The sequence below is a fragment of the Dellaglioa algida genome (assembly GCF_030127605.1).
Classification (GTDB): Bacteria; Bacillota; Bacilli; order Lactobacillales; family Lactobacillaceae; genus Dellaglioa; species Dellaglioa algida.
The window spans coordinates 62,699-79,541 of record NZ_JANXLE010000006.1; the positions used below are offsets into that span (position 1 = coordinate 62,699).

A 16,843-nucleotide genomic window follows, 5' to 3' on the forward strand; every position below is an offset into this window, starting at 1 on the left:
AGCGTTTTAATAGTTTATAATAAATGACAACTGGAGGGGGAATTTGATGAATACGATATGGTTAGGATTTTCACAAAAATTATTAAAGGTTGATCGATATATAAAAAAATCTTTTACTTACCAGGCAATTGAAAAAACATTCGCAATTATTTTACCATTTATTATTATCGGAAGTCTTAGTATGGCTCTCAGTTCTAGCGTTTTTTCAAAGCAAGGATTCTTTAATCAAATATACGATATTTCATCATGGTTACCTTACGAAGATGTTATAAAAAAGGTATTAGAAATTATTAACACAGTAACAATGAATTTCATTGCAATCATGACGGCCTTTCTAAGTGCAAAGTACATGACAAGATCGTTTAAAAAAGATGAACAAATAGCAGGTTTTACCGGAGCTATCGGGATGCTTGTTTTAAACTATAATTTAGCGAGTTTCACTTCTGATAGCAATCAGGAGACGTTTTTGATGCAAGACCTAGGAATTAGAGGGATTTTTATTTCTTTAATCTTGGGTGTTTTTGTCGGTTATATATTTAAATGGTTCTCACCCAGAAATAAGCAGGAAAAAGTAGATCAATATACATTCATTTCTCGTGGCGTGGGAGGACTACTTCCGCTAGCCATTGTATTAGGTATTTTGATTGGATTAACGCTCCTAGCTTCAATGATTAATCAAATGGGTGTGAATGGGTTATTTTATTCTTTGTTTAGGCTAACAGAAATTAAATCGAAGCATTTGATTATAACGATTCTATTTCTGGCTTTTTTTAATAGTATTTTGTCTGGTATTGGTATTTCGGGACCTTTGGGTATTATGCAAGGGGGCTTGGATGACACCTCAATTGTTAGCAATTTAAGTTATGCCTTAAAACATGGTACATCTTTTGGTGTTCCTTTTCCTATTTCAATTCACACTATTTATGACAGTTTTGGAAGTTTTGGTGGAACAGGCATGACAATGTCTTTAATCATAGCAATCTTAGTCGCTTCTAAAAATAAAAATAGTCGGAAGATAGCTAAATTTTCAATTATTCCGAGTTTTGTTAATATTAACTTTCCATTAATGTTCGGCTTGCCAGTTATTTTAAACCCAATTTTAATGATACCGTTTATAATATCACCAATTGTTTCAATGTTAATTGGTTACTTTTTTATTTACTTCAAGTGGATGCCACCGGCCGTTTATAATTTACCTAGAACAACGCCAGCACCATTAATGGCATTTCTGGGAACTAATGGTCATTGGAGTGCATTGTTTGTTTCGGGCATTGTTCTAGTCGTTACCGTTTTAATTTATATTCCATTCGTTAAATTGAATAATCAGGCAGCACTTATCGACGGAGGTGACCTAGATGAAAAATAAACGAAAAATGGGTCGCTATCTATTTTGGGGAATACTTATTATAACCTGTCTTTTAGCCATAATTATACCGGCAAATACGTGGAATAGTCAGAAGGTTAAAAATAGTCGGATTATCCATAATTCCAAGTTAAATCCCGTTATCTTAATCCCAGGAAGTAGCGCAACTCAAAATCGTTTTGACGAATTAATTGACGTTTTAAATACTTCAACGAACCGTGCACATAGTTTATTGAAAATTACGGTGCAAAAAACGGGTGAGCTTAAAATTACTGGTAAGATCGCTAAGCGTGATATGCAGCCTTTCATTGTCGTTGGTTTTGAAGATAATTCAAATGGATATAGCAGTATAAAAAAACAGGCTAAGTGGTTTAACACGGCATTTAATTATCTTTCTGATAAATATAAGTTTAACCAATTCAGTGGTATTGGACATTCAAATGGTGGCCTAATTTATACGACATTTTTAGAAAAATATTTTGATAATAAGGCTGCGTCCATTAATACCTTGATGACGATTGGCTCGCCGTACAATGGAGAGGAAACAAATCAAAGTACGCGAACACAAATGTTAGCAGACTTTGTGGCGGATCGAAAGAAAATTCCAACAGACTTAGTGCTGTACTCCATTGCTGGAACGGAGAACTACACTAATGATGGGATCGTCCCTTATCAAAGTGTTAATGCCGGAAAATATATTTTTCAGAATCAAGCGAAATCGTACACTGAAATAACGGTTACGGGAAATGAATCAGAACATTCTGATTTACCACAAAATAAACAAATTGTGGCGTTAATCAAACAATACGTGATGGATTCTAATGATTCAAAGAAAAATGGACCAGATGATAAAAAACAATAATTAGTATTTAATAAATAAAAAACGACTAATCAATTAGATTTTCTAACTGATTAGTCGTTTTTATATGTTAATGATTATTTTTTAGCTAATTGTTCAAGAATTGCTAAACCAACGCCATCTTCAGAATTAGTTTTTGCTGAATGGTTGGCAATGCGCTTAACTTCATCATGACCATTTTCCATGGCATAACTAACCCCCGCAACCTTTAGCATTGAAACATCATTTAAGTTATCTCCGATAGCCATTACGTCTGACATAGGGATATTTAATCCTTTAGCGAACGCTTGAAGGGCAATCCCTTTTTGTGCATTTATATTATTAATTTCAAGATTAGTTGGTGCAGAAGATGTTACAACAAGTGAGTCTTCTGCTTCAATTTTTGTTTTCAAAGGTGTTAATTTTTCTTGGCCATCCATACTGAAAACAATTAACTTAAAGATATCAATTTTGGGGTCATCGATAACTGTTTGATAATCATCAACGTAATTAATATTCATTAATTCAAGTCTGGCAGCGGCCAGTGAGACAGCCATTTTAAAAGGTGTATCTGGGTTTGTATCTGAAATTAAGCGTGCCACATTTTGAATGCGGCTCGCACGATTATCAGAATAGACACCATTTGAAGTTGTCATTTCAAAGTAGAAACCTTCTTTTTTAAATAACTGAACCAATGTTTGAGCAACTTCGTCTGAGATGGGCGTGGTGTTAAGTGTTTCGCCATCTTCGTTTAAAACTTCTGCACCGTTAAACGTAATCATTGGACTATTGAATCCAGCCGCAGTAATTAAGGGCTTAACCTCAGTATAGCCACGACCTGTAGAAACGATAAAATGGACCCCTAAAGCTTGCGCCTGTTTGATCGCATCGGCATTTTTTTCAGAAATCACCATTTGATCATTCAATAATGTACCATCCATATCTGATGCAATAATTTTTATCATAAATTCAACACTCCTCTAATCATATTTACTTGTTTTATTTTAACATGAAACCGCTCAATATTTTAATCAAATCGTTTATTTTTGTGTCCGGTAATATGGTAAACTTGATTCATGAGGTGCTGCGTAATGAATATTAATGTCGATAATGACTGGCAACCATTTTTAACGAATGAACTTGCAAAGTCAAAATATACTGCTTTAAAAACTTTTATTGATCACGAATATCAAAATAAGACGATTTTTCCGGAACAAAATCGGATTTTTGAAAGTTTTAAATTAACACCGTTTGCTGAGGTTAAAGTCTGCTTACTTGGGCAGGATCCATACCATGAAGAGCATCAAGCACACGGTTTGAGCTTTTCAGTTTTACCAGGAGAAAAGATTCCACCATCTTTACGTAATATGTACAAAGAATTAGAGTCAGATTTGGGTATTCAACCGGTTAATCATGGTTATTTGAAAGATTGGGCGAGGCAGGGTGTCCTGATGCTGAATACGGTGTTAACCGTTCAAGAGGGTGCCGCTAATTCTCATCGGAATCAAGGGTGGGAAATGTTAACCGATGCCGTTATTCAACACTTGTCGGAATCAAATCAGCCAGTTATTTTTGTTTTATGGGGAAAATCAGCGCAAGATAAGGTGAAATTAATTGATACGGATCATAATTTTGTGATAATATCACCTCATCCAAGTCCTTTAGCCGCTTACCGTGGATTCTTTGGTTCTAAGCCATTTTCAAAAATAAATCAGAATTTAACGAGTCGGGGATTGCAACCAATTGATTGGCAATTACCCATACATGTTTAATTATAGGAGGAAGAATAATGTCATTATTTGAAAGTTTAAAAAGTAAGATTGAAAGTAAAAAAATTAAATTGGTTTTTCCTGAAGGGGAAGAAGAGCGCATTTTAAAAGCTGCCGTTAAATTAGCGGAAGATAACTTAGCAGAACCCATTTTGTTAGGAGATGTAAAAAAAATTCAAGCATTGGCAGCGCAACTTAATTTAGTTATTGAAGGAATTGGCATACAATTACTTGATCCAAAGGCCTACTCCGATGCGGATTTTAATGAAATGAAAGAAGCTTTTGTGGCTCGTCGTAATGGTAAAAATACGCTAGAACAAGCAGATGAAATGTTACGTGATGTTAATTATTTTGGTACGATGCTTGTTTATATGGGACTTGCTGAAGGGATGGTTTCTGGAGCCGTTCACGCAACAGGCGATACCGTACGACCTGCATTACAAATTATTAAAACAAAACCGGGCGTTAGCCGTACAAGTGGTGCGTTTATTATGACTAGAAATAATGATACGGAAAAATATTTATTTTCTGATGCGGCAATCAGTATTAATCCAACTGCTCAAGAGTTAGCAGAAATGGCGATTGCAAGTATCAAAACTGCGCGTATTTTTGATATTGATCCAAAAGTTGCCATGTTGAGTTTTTCAACAAAGGGTTCAGCGAAATCTCCAGAAGTTTCAAAAGTTGCTGAGGCCACTGCAATTGCTCAAAAATTAGCACCAGATGAAGCAATTGATGGTGAATTACAATTCGATGCGGCTTTTGTACCTAGTGTTGGTGAGCAAAAAGCACCCGATTCAAAGGTTGCCGGACATGCTAACGTCTTTATCTTCCCAGAATTACAATCAGGAAATATTGGTTATAAGATTGCACAACGTTTGGGCGGATTTGAAGCGATTGGCCCAATTCTACAAGGATTGAATCAACCAGTTTCTGATTTATCTCGTGGCGCTAACGTCGAAGAAATCTACAAGGTTGGTATTATCACTGCAGCACAAAGTTTAGAGTAATAGGGTGAAATAATTAATGAATATTGAAGTGAATTCCGTTGAAGAAACGCAAAAAATTGCGAAAAAACTAGGACAACTCGTTGAACCTAACACGATTTTATTATTAGATGGTGATTTAGGTGCGGGAAAGACAACTTTCGCGAAGGGTCTAGCCGTTGGATTAGGGATTACGCGAAATGTTAAAAGTCCAACATTTCCAATTGTCAGAGAATATCGTGAAGGCCGTCTGCCACTATTCCATATGGATGTTTATCGCCTTGAAGGAATGGGCGGCGCAGACTTAGGGTTAGATGAATACTTTAATTCTGATGGCGTCAGTGTTGTTGAGTGGTCCGAATTTATTCAAGATGAATTACCAGATGACTCGTTAAGAATTACTTTGTTGAAAGATGAAGATGACGACAATCGTCGTGTCATTAAACTTGATAGTTACGGCTCACAATATACGAAGATGCTTGAGCAGTTGGTTAAAAAAAATGGTTGATAATCCCGATTGGGTTATCAACCATTTTTGCGTTAATGAACTAGTTTTTCGATTTCTGGTATCATCTTTAATGGATCGGTTTTAGGTGCGAAACGCTTAACAACTTGACCGTTACGATCGACCATAAATTTAGTGAAATTCCATTTAATTGAGCGGCCAAAAGTCCCTTTTGTTTCTGCAGTCAAATACGTAAATAACGGTAACGCGTCTTTACCGTTAACATTTCGAATCGTGTGCATTGGAAACGTAACGCCATATGTCGTCCGACAAACCGCGGCAGCTTGTGAATCATCGTCTAGTTCTTGATGGAATTGATTTGAAGGAAAGCCAAGAACGACTAAACCTTGATCCTGATAATCTTCATATAATTGTTCCAACTGTTTAAATTGTGGTGCGAATCCACATTTTGTCGCTGTATTAACAATTAAGAGCGGATGTCCTGCATACTTTTCAAGCGAGTAAACGTCACCGCTTTCTAGTGTGACTTGATAATCATAAATTGACATCGTAATTCCCCCTGACAATAGTTTGATGACAGTTATTAAGCTGGTTTAACGAATGGTTTCAAGCTGTCTTGACCAAAATTATTTTCTTGGTACAGTAAAATATTGGCGCAGGCAACTGAATCATCTAATGCGTTATGGTGGTTCGTTAATTTAATATCTAGTTCGTCGCAGACGGTGTTTAATTTATGGTTTGGAAAATCTGGAAATAGTTTACGACTTGTTTTAACTGTATCGAGTAGCAAAAATTTCGGTGTTTCCAAGCCGTAATAATCTAAAGTATTGTGCAAAATACTGTTATCAAAAGGCGCATTATGTGCCACGATTAAGCTGTTATTTTGAAAGAGTGGTGAAATATGTGACCATAATTCCGGAAATTTAGGTGCGAAGGCAACATCTTCTTCATGAATGCCGTGAATTTGAACATTTCGCCAATTAAAAGGTGTTTCAGGTTTGATAAGCGAATAGAATTCATCGACGATTTGATTGTTTCGGACGACTGTTAGGGCAATTGAACAGGCGCTGTGACGCTGATTATTAGCAGTTTCAAAATCCATTGTGACAAAATTCATAGGCGACTCCTTTTTAATCTGAGATAATAGCCGGGGTACAAAGATATGCCCGGTCTGATAACGTTAACAAAGTATACCAGTTAGGTAATGAAATTAAAAGTCAGCTGTTTATGTGATAAATTAGAAAAATAAACGACGAACGTGTTAAAATAAAAAGAATCGCTAAATGTTGAAAGGAATCGAATAAATAATGAAATATGATACATTTGTAGAACTTTTTCCAACTATGAGAATTTTAAAAAAAGAACCCCTTGCTAAATATACCAATACTGAAACGGGTGGTATGGCAGATGTCTTAGCTTTTCCCAAGACGGTTGCGGAAGTTAAACTTCTTGTTAATATGGCTAACGAAAATGGCATTCCGTTAACTGTTTTAGGTAACTCAAGTAACCTTGTTGTGAAAGATGGTGGTATTCGTGGACTTGTCATCATTTTAACGGATATGGATCAGATTACCGTATCTGGCACAAAAATTATGGCTCAGGCGGGTGCATCTCTAATCGAAACGACAGAACGAGCATACCAAGCTGGGTTAACTCATTTTGAATTTGCTGCCGGAATTCCTGGAAGCGTTGGTGGTGCAGTATTTATGAATGCTGGTGCTTATGGTGGTGAAATTTGCCAAGTTTTAACTGAAGTGAGTGTGATCACGCGTGCAGGCTATGTGAAAACTATGGTTAACGAAGAAATGAACTTTGGCTACCGACATAGCCAGATTCAAGATGACCATGACATTATTTTAGAAGCAACTTTTATCTTAAAAGAAGGTAATAAGCATAACATTCGTGAAACAATGGATAATTTTAATTTTTTACGTGCCTCGAAACAACCTTTGGAATATCCGTCATGCGGAAGTGTCTTTAAGCGACCAGAAGGGTACTTTGCTGGTAAACTAATACATGACGCTGGATTGCAAGGTTATCAAGTCGGTGGTGCTCGGATTTCAACAAAGCACGCCGGGTTTATTGTTAACGTGGACGGTGCGACAGCAACAGATTACATGGACGTTATTAAGCATGTACAAGATACCGTTTGGGAAAAATTTAATGTTAAGTTAGAAACAGAAGTTAGGATTATCGGAGAAGACTAAAAGAGAGGAAGATGGTTAATGCCACTACTTGAATCAGTTATTGTCTTAGCTGCGCTTGTATTATTATCAAACGTCATCAGTCACTATCTGGTTTCGATACCGGTTGGTTTAATTCAGATTACATTGGGATTTATTGTTGCTTTAATTTTTAAAATCTCAATTGAATTGGAAACTGATTGGTTCTTATTACTCTTTATTGCACCATTATTATTCAATGATGGTCGGAAATTTCCAAAACGAGAGCTTTGGAAATTGAGAGGCGCCATTTTTGCGAATGCCATTTTACTGGTCTTTTTGACCACGGTTGCCGGCGGATTTTTTATTCATTTTTTAATTCCAAAGATGCCTTTAGCTGTGGGATTCGCATTGGCCGCTATTCTGTCACCAACTGATCCGGTCGCGGTTCAATCAATTGCAGAGAAAGCTAAATTACCACGAAATATATTAAATTTAGTCAGCGGTGAAAGTTTAATCAACGACGCAAGTGGATTGATTGCCTTTAAATATGCAATTGCCGCAGCTGCAACGGGTTATTTTTCCCTTAGCGAGGCGTTCGGTGATTTTACTTACATTGCGATTGTCGGGTTTATTGCCGGAGCTGTTTTAATGTTATTAATTTCAACTATTCGCGATTTTTTAATGAGACAAGGAATTAATGATGTCGTGTTCAACACGATATTACAGATTTTGACGCCATTTATCATATTTATGTTTACAGAAGAGTTTCTGCATGCTTCCGGCGTTATCTCAGTTGTTGTGGCGGGTGTTATTTCTAGTACACGCAAAAATAGTTTTGCAACCTATTTACCTGAGATTAAATTAGTTACCGAAAAAACGTGGGAGATTGTTGTTTACTTACTGAACGGATTCGTATTTATTATTTTAGGGATTGAATTGCCAATCGCAATGTCAAACACGATAGAAGACAACAATAGCAGTACTTTTACGGCAATTGTAGATGTTGTTGTTGTCTGGCTGTTCTTAGTTTTAATTCGTGTTATTTGGACTTATATTAATATGTTATTTATCTCGAAAAAAGATAAAACAAAAAATACGGAAACGCCAAGTTGGCGTGTTTCGCTAATTTCAGGCTTTTCAGGTGTTCGTGGGGCCATTACAATGGCCGGTGTTTTAACAGTACCGACAATTATAAAATCTGGTGATGCTTTCCCGGAACGGTCATTAATGTTGTTTATTGCAGGTGGAATTATTGTTTTAAGTTTGTTGGCCGCAATATTAATATTACCTTTTCTTACCAAAGAAAAAGACATAATGAAAACCAATAACGAATCATCAGATGGGTTAGTTGATGACGATATTATTATTTCTGAGAATGGGAACGCGCAATTCAATGAAAAACAAGCGCGTATTTATATTATGCGCGTTGCAATTAGTCGGTTGGAGTCTGAACGACGGGAAAGTAATCAAAAAGTTGCCTATGAATTAATTTTGGAATATCAATTTATGATTCGACGACTTGAATTTTCTGATCAAGATGATGAACGATTGCGCCAAATTGTTGAAGAAGAGGCAAATATCAGACGGATAGCTTTAGATGGCGAACTGGAAGCATTGGATAAGATGAAATTAAAAAATGCAATTAGTGATCAAAACTATGCAATTATTAATAAAAAAATTATGAAGCAAAAAGCAAAATTAAGTCAAATAAACAATCGAAAAATATCGTTTGTTACGGTTAGAAATATTAAATATGCGTCTAGACAGATAGGTAAGATGGCTAGGCGAGCATTTTTCTCCGAAACCGAATTGAAGAAAGTTTATGAACGACGAAATATTGAAAAAGCTCTGGCTAAGGCGGCAATTAAGGCACTATCAACTTACGTAAAAAAATCTGATGATGTTAATCAGCAATTTAATCAACAAGCTATATATCATTTGATTGTGTATTATCGTAACCGCATTGAAACTTTAAAACTAACTAAAGAATTTGATCGCTCTGAGTCTGAGGAGCAAAGTTATCAGTTAAGATTGAAGGCCATTGCGGCAGAGCGTACGGCAATGCAAGAATTGATGGAACAGGGTTATATTACGTGGTCATTAGCATCAAGATTACGTGAATATATCAACTACTCTGAAAATGTTATTATGCTTTCTGAGGAAGATTAAAAATAGGAGTGTCTCGCATAAAATATGCGAAACGCTCCTATTTTATTGTTTTACGATATATTTCTAAACTAATAATAATGACTAATTGAACAATAGTTAATAAGACGACAAATGCGAGCATTTTAATATTCCACATATCGCCTATCATTTTTAATGCCCATTTGGGTGATGTGAGTAGGTAGACGGTATGTAATCTCAAAAAGCGACCGACATAGACGCCGATAGATGCTAGAATCGTGAGAACAAAAATAATGGCATAACGAGAATAAGCTGCCGTAAAGTGTAATCTGTCTTTGATCTGGTCAGCAATTTGAGAAAGACCAACGAGTGCAAGTAGCGTGCATGACATTGTACTGACCATTAGATAAGAGTAATTCAACCACATATGAATATCCAACTTAATTAAGCCAGTTGTGATATCGTATGGTCGCAACATCGTTAAATGGAAAAGATCGGTTAGTAAGTACGGCGCATTTGGGTAAAAGAACAACCAGATAAGGGTTAGTACCCAAAACCAACCACTGGACTGATTTTTTTTGAGATGAAAGGCTATCTCAATTGGTAGATAGCCCAGAAAGGTATTAAGTAATAGAAAACTAAACTGTATTTCCTGGCTCGAAATAAATAAATAAATCATAATTAAGTAAGCTAAAAAGAATAATCTGATACCGTTTTTCACGTTCGTATTTGTCATAAATGGGCTTCCTTTTCTATAATGTTCTAAGTGTAGCAAAAAATACGTTGAAATAAAATTATTATCTGACAAATTATAGAAAAATTAAGGGGGGTAAGGAAACGAATTCGACAACGTGGTATAATAAAACGGTTAATAAAATAGAGGAGGCCGAGTGATGTCCATTAACTGGGGTGGTCTTGTAACATGGGGACACATGGTTAACATACTGGATATTATTGTTGTCTGGTTTGTTGTTTATGAACTCATGGTACTTTTAAGAGGAACCAAAGCAGTTCAACTTTTTAGAGGAATCATTATTATTGTTGTGATTAAGCTAATTAGTGTAGTTGTTGGGTTACAAACGGTATCTTGGATTATGGATCAAGTTATCAATTGGGGTGTTATCGCCATGGTCGTTATTTTCCAACCGGAAATAAGGCGTGGTTTGGAACACCTTGGTCGAGGGTCCTTTTTTGCGAGAGGGAAACAAAAAAATAAAGACGAAAAACATATGATTGCTGGGTTAGATTCTGCCATTCAGTATATGTCGAAACGTCGAATTGGTGCATTAATTACGATTCAGATGAATACCGGTTTGGAAGATTATATCGAAACTGGTATTGCGTTGAACGCTGAAATTACTGGGGAATTATTAATTAACATTTTTATTCCTAATACACCTTTACATGATGGTGCTGTGATCATTAAGGATAATAAAATTGCCGTTGCGGCGGCATATTTACCGCTATCTGAAAGTAACCTAATTCCGAAAGAATTGGGAACTCGGCATCGTGCCGCGGTCGGAATAAGTGAAGTCACAGATGCGATTACAATCGTTGTGTCAGAAGAAACAGGCGCTGTTACAATTACACGTAACAATCAACTGATTCGTGATCTGTCGCAAGAAGATTATCTTAAATTATTGAATACTGAATTAATCAAAGATGATGATAAAAAGAACAATCCTTTCTGGGAATTTTTTGAAAATTTCGGACACAGGGGGAGTAAAAAATGAATCTAAATAAGTTCTTTAATAGTCGTTCATTTTATATTGGAACGTCTTTAATTTTAGCAATTCTATTATTTGTCTATGTGAACTATGATCAATTATCAAATACGAATAATCTTTCTGATGAAAAGAAAACGAGTTTAGTTGCGAATACATCAAAAACAATTAACACTGGTCTGCAAATTTCAGCAGACAATGATAAATATTTCATTACCGGATATCCTAAAAATGTAAAGCTAACGCTGGATGGACCAAGTGCTTTGGTTACAACCACAGTGAACACACAAAATTTTAGCGTTTATGCTGATTTAAAGGGATTGAAACCTGGTAAACATACGGTTAAATTGCAGGCAGAGGGATTAAATAAAGAAATTAGTTATAAAATTAATCCTGCTACAATTGATGTTACGATACAAAAACGTAAGACAGCTACTTTCCCTATACAGGTTAAGTTTAATGAACGTCGCTTGGCCCAAGGGTATAAGAGTGGAACGCCAGTACTGGATAATAATACAGTTTCTGTATCGGGAGCATCAGATGATGTGAACGCAATTTCGGAAGTTGTCGCACAAGTTAATATGAAGAGTAATCAAATAAAATCCACAATCTCACAGGAAGTGTTGCTTGAAGCCTTGGATGCGGATGGAAAAACGCTAAATGTTATTGTTACGCCGCAAACGGTTGGCGTTACAATTCCGGTTGAGAGTACAAAGACAACCAAGAAATTATCGTTAAATTTTGTTTCGAGCGGATCAGGCGTATCTGGGAAAATATATAAATTTTCTAGTGATACAAAGCAGGTGAACGTTACGGGAACAAAAGCAACGCTGGATAGCTTAAGCAAGATTGATGTTGTTGTGCCAATAAACAATATCAAAGATTCTGTTACGAAAACGCTCGATATTGATCTGGATAAGAATAATTTAATCTCGGCATCACCAAAATCTGTTAAAGTGAAGATTGACGTTTCTAGTGGGACAGCGGCAACGTCGGAGACGACGAATAGTGAATCAACATCTGAACAGGCATCGTCGAGCTCTGATTCGAGTTCAGAGAGTAGTGAAAGTTCTGCTTCATCAGCGGCGACAAGTTCTGACAGTACGAGTGAATCAACGAATACATTAAACTAAGTAATCAATGAGGAGAAACTAATGAAATATTTTGGTACAGATGGTGTTAGAGGTATTGCAAACAAAGAATTAAGCCCTGAATTGGCATTTAAATTGGGTCGTCTAGGTGGTTATGTTCTCTCAGAACATGCACAACTTGAAAATAACGATAGACCTCGGGTACTTGTAGCCCGTGATACACGTATTTCTGGTCAAATGTTAGAACAAGCTTTAATTTCGGGCTTATTATCTGTCGGGATTGAAGTACTCTCATTGGGCGTTATTTCAACACCTGGTGTGGCTTACCTTGTGCGTGCACAAAATGCCGTTGCTGGTATTATGATTTCAGCATCACATAACCCCGTTCAAGATAACGGAATTAAATTTTTCGGTGGGGATGGATACAAATTATCAGATGAACAAGAAGAAGAAATTGAAGTTCTTTTAGAAAAAGATTCTGATGAGCTGCCAAGACCCGATAGTGAGGGCCTCGGTACGTTGACAGATTACCCGGAAGGCGTTTTAAAATATACGCAATTCCTCGAACAAACAATTCCTGATGATTTAGAAGGCTTACACGTTGGCATTGATTCTGCTAACGGTGCAACAAGTGGTCTTGTTTCACGTTTATTTGCAGATTTAAATGCAGATTTTGAAACAATGGCAACATCGCCTGATGGATTAAATATTAATGCAGGCGTTGGGTCAACGCATCCAGAAGGTTTGGCTGAGTTAGTTGTCGAAAAGAAACTCCAAGCTGGAATTGCTTTTGATGGTGATGGCGATAGATGTATTGCCGTTGATGAATTAGGTAATATTATTGATGGCGATAAAATCATGTACATTTGTGGTTTATACATGAATGAACGCGGTCGTTTGAAAAAAGAAACGGTTGTAACAACAGTTATGAGTAACATTGGCTTATACAAAGCACTTGAAGCCGCAAACTTAACATCAGTTAAGACGCAAGTTGGTGATCGTTATGTCGTTGAGAAGATGCGTGCTGACGGTTACAATATTGGTGGCGAACAATCTGGACATATTGTTTTCTTAGACTACAATACAACTGGTGACGGGATGTTAACTGCTATTCAATTGCTAAACGTTATGAAAAAGACGGGTAAGAAATTATCTGAATTGGCTGCAGCGGTACAAACCTACCCACAAGAACTTGTGAACGTAAAAGTAACGGATAAGCAAGCTGCATTGAATAATCAAAAAATTAAAGATAGTATCACAGAAGTTGAAGCAGAAATGGCCGGTGACGGTCGTGTTCTTGTTAGACCTAGTGGAACTGAAAACTTACTACGTGTTATGGCAGAGGCTCCAACAGAAACGGAAGTTAAAGCTTATGTGGATCGAATTGTGAAAACTGTTCAAACCGAAATGGGTGTTTAAAACGATATTAGAGAGTCATTTGAATGAAAATTCGAGTGACTTTTTTTTTATACACTCGAACATTTTTATGTATACCAATATAATAATTGTTGACAACATAATTATAGAAAGGTATATTAATAGATATTGATAGGGGTTACTTATTTATTAGACATCTATACCAATTTTAAAAACGACTTAAAATATAATTAAAAAGGATGATATAAACTATGTGTGGAATTGTTGGCGTAACAGGAAAAACAAATACTGTTGAAATTTTAATTAATGGATTAGAGAAATTGGAATACCGAGGTTACGATTCAGCAGGTATTTTTGTGGATAACCAAACGGGTGAGGATTATCTCGTGAAAGAAGCAGGTCGAATCTCAAACTTAAAATCAGCTATTGATGATAACATTCATGGAACTGCTGGAATTGGACATACACGTTGGGCAACTCATGGTGTACCAAGTAAGTTTAACGCTCATCCTCACGTTTCTGAAGATGGTCGTTTCTATCTTGTGCATAACGGTGTGATAACTAATTTTTCTGAACTAAAAGCGCAATATTTAAAAGATGTTAACTTTGTGAGTGAAACAGATACAGAAGTTGTCGTTCAGTTAATTGGTTACTTCGCGAATGAAGAAAATTTAACGGCTAAACAAGCCTTCAAAAAAGTTTTATTATTACTTGAGGGTTCTTCATATGCTTTCTTGATGATGGATCGTGAAGAACCAGAAACCTTGTTTGTGGCTAAAAATAAAAGTCCATTATTAATTGGTGTAGGGGATGGATTCAATGTTGTTTGCAGCGATGCGATGGCAATGTTAAAAGAAACGCATGATTTTATTGAATTAATGGATGGCGAAATGGTTGTCGTTAAACCAGGATCCATCGAAATTGAAAATAAAAATGGTGAGGCAGTTTCACGTGATTCATACCATGTTGAAATGGATGATAGCGACTCAGAAAAAGGTGCTTATCCATTCTATATGTTAAAAGAAATTGATGAACAACCTGCCGTTATGCGTCGTTTGCTGAGTGAGTACGTTGAGAACGAAGAAACGGTCAAGATTGACGATCATATTCTAAACGCAATGAAAGCCGCTGACCGCCTTTATATTGTTGCCGCAGGAACGAGTTACCATGCAGGATTAGTTGGAAAAGAGTTGTTCGAAAGTTTGGCTAACGTACCAACAGAAGTACATGTTGCCTCAGAATTTGGTTATCACATGCCATTGCTTTCAGAAAAACCTTTCTTTATTTTCTTGTCACAAAGTGGTGAGACGGCTGACAGTCGTCAAGTTCTTGTCAAGGTTAACGAAATGATGTACCCAAGTTTGACCATTACAAATTCAGCTAATTCAACACTTTCTCGTGAAGCAACGTACACTTTATTGTTGCATGCGGGGCCAGAAATTGCGGTTGCTTCAACGAAAGCTTATACGGCTCAAATTGCCGTTGAAGCGCTCTTGGCAAAAGCGTTAGGAACTGTAACGGGACAAACAAAAGCGATTGATTATGATGTCTATCATGAATTAACGGCAGTTGCGAACGCCATGCAGGCTATGGTTGATGAAAAAGAATTGATTAATGACTTGGCTAAAGAGTTTTTAAGTGAAACACGTAATGCATTTTATATTGGACGCGGGATTGATTATGATGTTTCAATTGAAGCTGCTCTAAAGTTAAAAGAAGTTTCATATGTTCAAACTGAAGGTTTTGCGTCCGGTGAATTGAAGCATGGAACGATTGCTTTAATTGAAGAAGGGACACCCGTTGTTGCAATTATTACGGATGCACCAACCGCAAGCCACACACGAGGTAATGTTCAAGAAGTATTAGCTCGTGGCGCAAACACAATTACAATTTCAATGGAATCATTGGCAAACGAGGGTGATCAAATTGTCTTACCAGATGTTTCTGACTTATTAACGCCATTAGTCAGTATTGTGCCCGCACAATTATTGGCTTATTACACAAGCTTAAATCGTGGATACGATGTTGATAAACCCCGTAATTTAGCCAAAAGTGTGACCGTTGAATAACAAAATTGAATGAAATAATGCTGCCTCATTGAGGTGGCATTATTTTTTTGCTTATTTGGTATAGACCTATTGCTTTTTTTTAATAAACATTGTATTATTGGACTATACCAATTAGGACGATAAACAATTGAAAAGAGGACAATGAAATGAAATTAATTATTGTTAAAGATCAAAATGAAGGTGGCCAAAAAGGCTACGAAGTTTTTAAAGCTGCTAAAGACGCAAATGCTAAAGTTTTCGGACTTGCTACGGGGAGTACACCACTTACAACCTACGCCGCAATTACAGCCAGTGACTTAGATTTTACTGACGCAACATCAGTTAACTTGGATGAATACGTAGGTTTAGGCGAAAAGGATTCACAAAGTTACCGTTACTTTATGAACGAAAATCTTTTTAGCAAAAAACCATTTAAAACATCTTACTTACCTAATGGTCTTGAAGATGACGCAGAAAAAGAAACAAAACGTTACGACAAAATTATCGAAGAAAACCCAATCGATTTACAAATCTTGGGCATTGGTAAAAATGGACATATCGGCTTCAACGAACCTGGTACAGCTGGGGACAGTTTGACACATAAAGTTCATTTAACAGAATCAACAATCAAATCTAATGCGCGTTTCTTTGAAAATGAAGCAGATGTTCCTAACTACGCTTATTCAATGGGTATTGGTTCAATCATGAAATCAAAGAAAATTTTACTTGAAGCTTTTGGCGAAAGTAAGGCAGAAGCAATTAAAGGAATGATCGAAGGTCCTGTTACGGAAGATGTTCCTGCAAGTTTCTTACAAAATCATGATGATGTTACGGTCATTGTTGATGAAGCAGCAGCAAGTTTATTAAAAAATAAATAAAGTTACACTTA

General features: G+C 36.4%; 16 protein-coding genes. 12 read left to right on the forward strand and 4 right to left on the reverse strand.

Annotation, left to right across the window (positions count from 1 at the left end; all coding sequences use genetic code 11):
- Positions 1-46: 46 nt before the first annotated feature.
- Positions 47-1,366, forward strand: a complete 1,320-nt coding sequence (locus N0K73_RS06050) for a PTS transporter subunit EIIC (RefSeq protein WP_112250316.1) — start codon at positions 47-49, stop codon at positions 1,364-1,366.
- Entirely contained in the window at positions 1,356-2,225 is an 870-nt protein-coding gene (locus tag N0K73_RS06055) for an alpha/beta hydrolase (protein ID WP_112250314.1), read from the forward strand. The genes N0K73_RS06050 and N0K73_RS06055 overlap by 11 nt, the downstream gene beginning before the upstream one ends.
- A 74-nt stretch (positions 2,226-2,299) precedes the next feature.
- Here the strand turns inward: N0K73_RS06055 and N0K73_RS06060 are convergent, their stop codons facing one another.
- A complete protein-coding gene (locus N0K73_RS06060; RefSeq protein ID WP_112250312.1) occupies positions 2,300-3,166 on the reverse strand; it encodes a Cof-type HAD-IIB family hydrolase in 867 nt (288 codons plus the stop codon).
- Between the two features lie 126 nt (positions 3,167-3,292).
- Here N0K73_RS06060 and N0K73_RS06065 point away from each other — a divergent pair, with 126 nt between their 5' ends.
- The 3 genes from N0K73_RS06065 to tsaE are packed head-to-tail and all read left to right on the forward strand — an operon-like array spanning position 3,293 to position 5,464.
- Positions 3,293-3,973 (forward strand): uracil-DNA glycosylase, encoded by a 681-nt coding sequence (locus N0K73_RS06065; protein ID WP_112250310.1) that lies wholly within the window; start codon positions 3,293-3,295, stop codon positions 3,971-3,973.
- A gap of 17 nt (positions 3,974-3,990) precedes the next feature.
- Complete coding sequence (gene pta, locus N0K73_RS06070; protein WP_112250308.1) at positions 3,991-4,980, forward strand: phosphate acetyltransferase; 990 nt, start codon at positions 3,991-3,993, stop codon at positions 4,978-4,980.
- A gap of 16 nt (positions 4,981-4,996) precedes the next feature.
- Positions 4,997-5,464, forward strand: a complete 468-nt coding sequence (gene tsaE / locus N0K73_RS06075; RefSeq protein WP_112250306.1) for a tRNA (adenosine(37)-N6)-threonylcarbamoyltransferase complex ATPase subunit type 1 TsaE — start codon at positions 4,997-4,999, stop codon at positions 5,462-5,464.
- Positions 5,465-5,496: 32 nt separating this feature from the next.
- Here tsaE and N0K73_RS06080 read toward each other — a convergent pair whose 3' ends face one another.
- Positions 5,497-5,970, reverse strand: coding sequence for a glutathione peroxidase (locus N0K73_RS06080; RefSeq protein ID WP_112250304.1), 474 nt, complete (start codon positions 5,968-5,970; stop codon positions 5,497-5,499).
- Positions 5,971-6,005: 35 nt separating this feature from the next.
- The gene (locus N0K73_RS06085) at positions 6,006-6,539 is read right to left on the reverse strand and encodes a 3'-5' exonuclease (RefSeq protein WP_057973739.1); all 534 of its coding nucleotides are present in this window, start codon (positions 6,537-6,539) and stop codon (positions 6,006-6,008) included.
- A gap of 190 nt (positions 6,540-6,729) precedes the next feature.
- On the opposite strand from N0K73_RS06085, the gene murB reads away from it, so the two are divergent.
- Positions 6,730-7,629, forward strand: coding sequence for a UDP-N-acetylmuramate dehydrogenase (murB, locus tag N0K73_RS06090; RefSeq protein ID WP_112250302.1), 900 nt, complete (start codon positions 6,730-6,732; stop codon positions 7,627-7,629).
- Between the two features lie 18 nt (positions 7,630-7,647).
- A complete protein-coding gene (locus N0K73_RS06095) occupies positions 7,648-9,756 on the forward strand; it encodes a cation:proton antiporter (RefSeq protein ID WP_112250300.1) in 2,109 nt (702 codons plus the stop codon).
- A gap of 37 nt (positions 9,757-9,793) precedes the next feature.
- Here the strand turns inward: N0K73_RS06095 and N0K73_RS06100 are convergent, their stop codons facing one another.
- The gene (locus tag N0K73_RS06100; RefSeq protein WP_112250298.1) at positions 9,794-10,450 is read right to left on the reverse strand and encodes a DUF1361 domain-containing protein; all 657 of its coding nucleotides are present in this window, start codon (positions 10,448-10,450) and stop codon (positions 9,794-9,796) included.
- Positions 10,451-10,607: 157 nt separating this feature from the next.
- On the opposite strand from N0K73_RS06100, the gene cdaA reads away from it, so the two are divergent.
- The 5 genes from cdaA (at position 10,608) to N0K73_RS06125 (ending at position 16,832) form a co-directional block, all read left to right on the forward strand.
- Complete coding sequence (gene cdaA / locus N0K73_RS06105; protein WP_057973743.1) at positions 10,608-11,447, forward strand: diadenylate cyclase CdaA; 840 nt, start codon at positions 10,608-10,610, stop codon at positions 11,445-11,447.
- A complete protein-coding gene (locus N0K73_RS06110; RefSeq protein ID WP_112250296.1) occupies positions 11,444-12,571 on the forward strand; it encodes a CdaR family protein in 1,128 nt (375 codons plus the stop codon). Before cdaA ends, N0K73_RS06110 begins: the two co-directional genes overlap by 4 nt.
- Positions 12,572-12,592: 21 nt before the next feature.
- Positions 12,593-13,948, forward strand: coding sequence for a phosphoglucosamine mutase (glmM, locus tag N0K73_RS06115; protein ID WP_057973745.1), 1,356 nt, complete (start codon positions 12,593-12,595; stop codon positions 13,946-13,948).
- A gap of 209 nt (positions 13,949-14,157) precedes the next feature.
- Entirely contained in the window at positions 14,158-15,975 is a 1,818-nt protein-coding gene (glmS, locus tag N0K73_RS06120) for a glutamine--fructose-6-phosphate transaminase (isomerizing) (protein WP_112250294.1), read from the forward strand.
- 146 nt (positions 15,976-16,121) lie between these two features.
- Entirely contained in the window at positions 16,122-16,832 is a 711-nt protein-coding gene (locus tag N0K73_RS06125) for a glucosamine-6-phosphate deaminase (RefSeq protein ID WP_112250292.1), read from the forward strand.
- Positions 16,833-16,843: the final 11 nt, after the last annotated feature.

Coding starts and splice junctions, on each gene's coding strand:
- N0K73_RS06050 (WP_112250316.1), top strand. CDS start 47: ATGAATACGATATGGTTAGGATTTTCACAAAAATTATTAAAGGTTGAT.
- N0K73_RS06055 (WP_112250314.1), top strand. CDS start 1,356: ATGAAAAATAAACGAAAAATGGGTCGCTATCTATTTTGGGGAATACTT.
- N0K73_RS06060 (WP_112250312.1), bottom strand. CDS start 3,166: ATGATAAAAATTATTGCATCAGATATGGATGGTACATTATTGAATGAT.
- N0K73_RS06065 (WP_112250310.1), top strand. CDS start 3,293: ATGAATATTAATGTCGATAATGACTGGCAACCATTTTTAACGAATGAA.
- pta (WP_112250308.1), top strand. CDS start 3,991: ATGTCATTATTTGAAAGTTTAAAAAGTAAGATTGAAAGTAAAAAAATT.
- tsaE (WP_112250306.1), top strand. CDS start 4,997: ATGAATATTGAAGTGAATTCCGTTGAAGAAACGCAAAAAATTGCGAAA.
- N0K73_RS06080 (WP_112250304.1), bottom strand. CDS start 5,970: ATGTCAATTTATGATTATCAAGTCACACTAGAAAGCGGTGACGTTTAC.
- N0K73_RS06085 (WP_057973739.1), bottom strand. CDS start 6,539: ATGAATTTTGTCACAATGGATTTTGAAACTGCTAATAATCAGCGTCAC.
- murB (WP_112250302.1), top strand. CDS start 6,730: ATGAAATATGATACATTTGTAGAACTTTTTCCAACTATGAGAATTTTA.
- N0K73_RS06095 (WP_112250300.1), top strand. CDS start 7,648: ATGCCACTACTTGAATCAGTTATTGTCTTAGCTGCGCTTGTATTATTA.
- N0K73_RS06100 (WP_112250298.1), bottom strand. CDS start 10,450: ATGACAAATACGAACGTGAAAAACGGTATCAGATTATTCTTTTTAGCT.
- cdaA (WP_057973743.1), top strand. CDS start 10,608: ATGTCCATTAACTGGGGTGGTCTTGTAACATGGGGACACATGGTTAAC.
- N0K73_RS06110 (WP_112250296.1), top strand. CDS start 11,444: ATGAATCTAAATAAGTTCTTTAATAGTCGTTCATTTTATATTGGAACG.
- glmM (WP_057973745.1), top strand. CDS start 12,593: ATGAAATATTTTGGTACAGATGGTGTTAGAGGTATTGCAAACAAAGAA.
- glmS (WP_112250294.1), top strand. CDS start 14,158: ATGTGTGGAATTGTTGGCGTAACAGGAAAAACAAATACTGTTGAAATT.
- N0K73_RS06125 (WP_112250292.1), top strand. CDS start 16,122: ATGAAATTAATTATTGTTAAAGATCAAAATGAAGGTGGCCAAAAAGGC.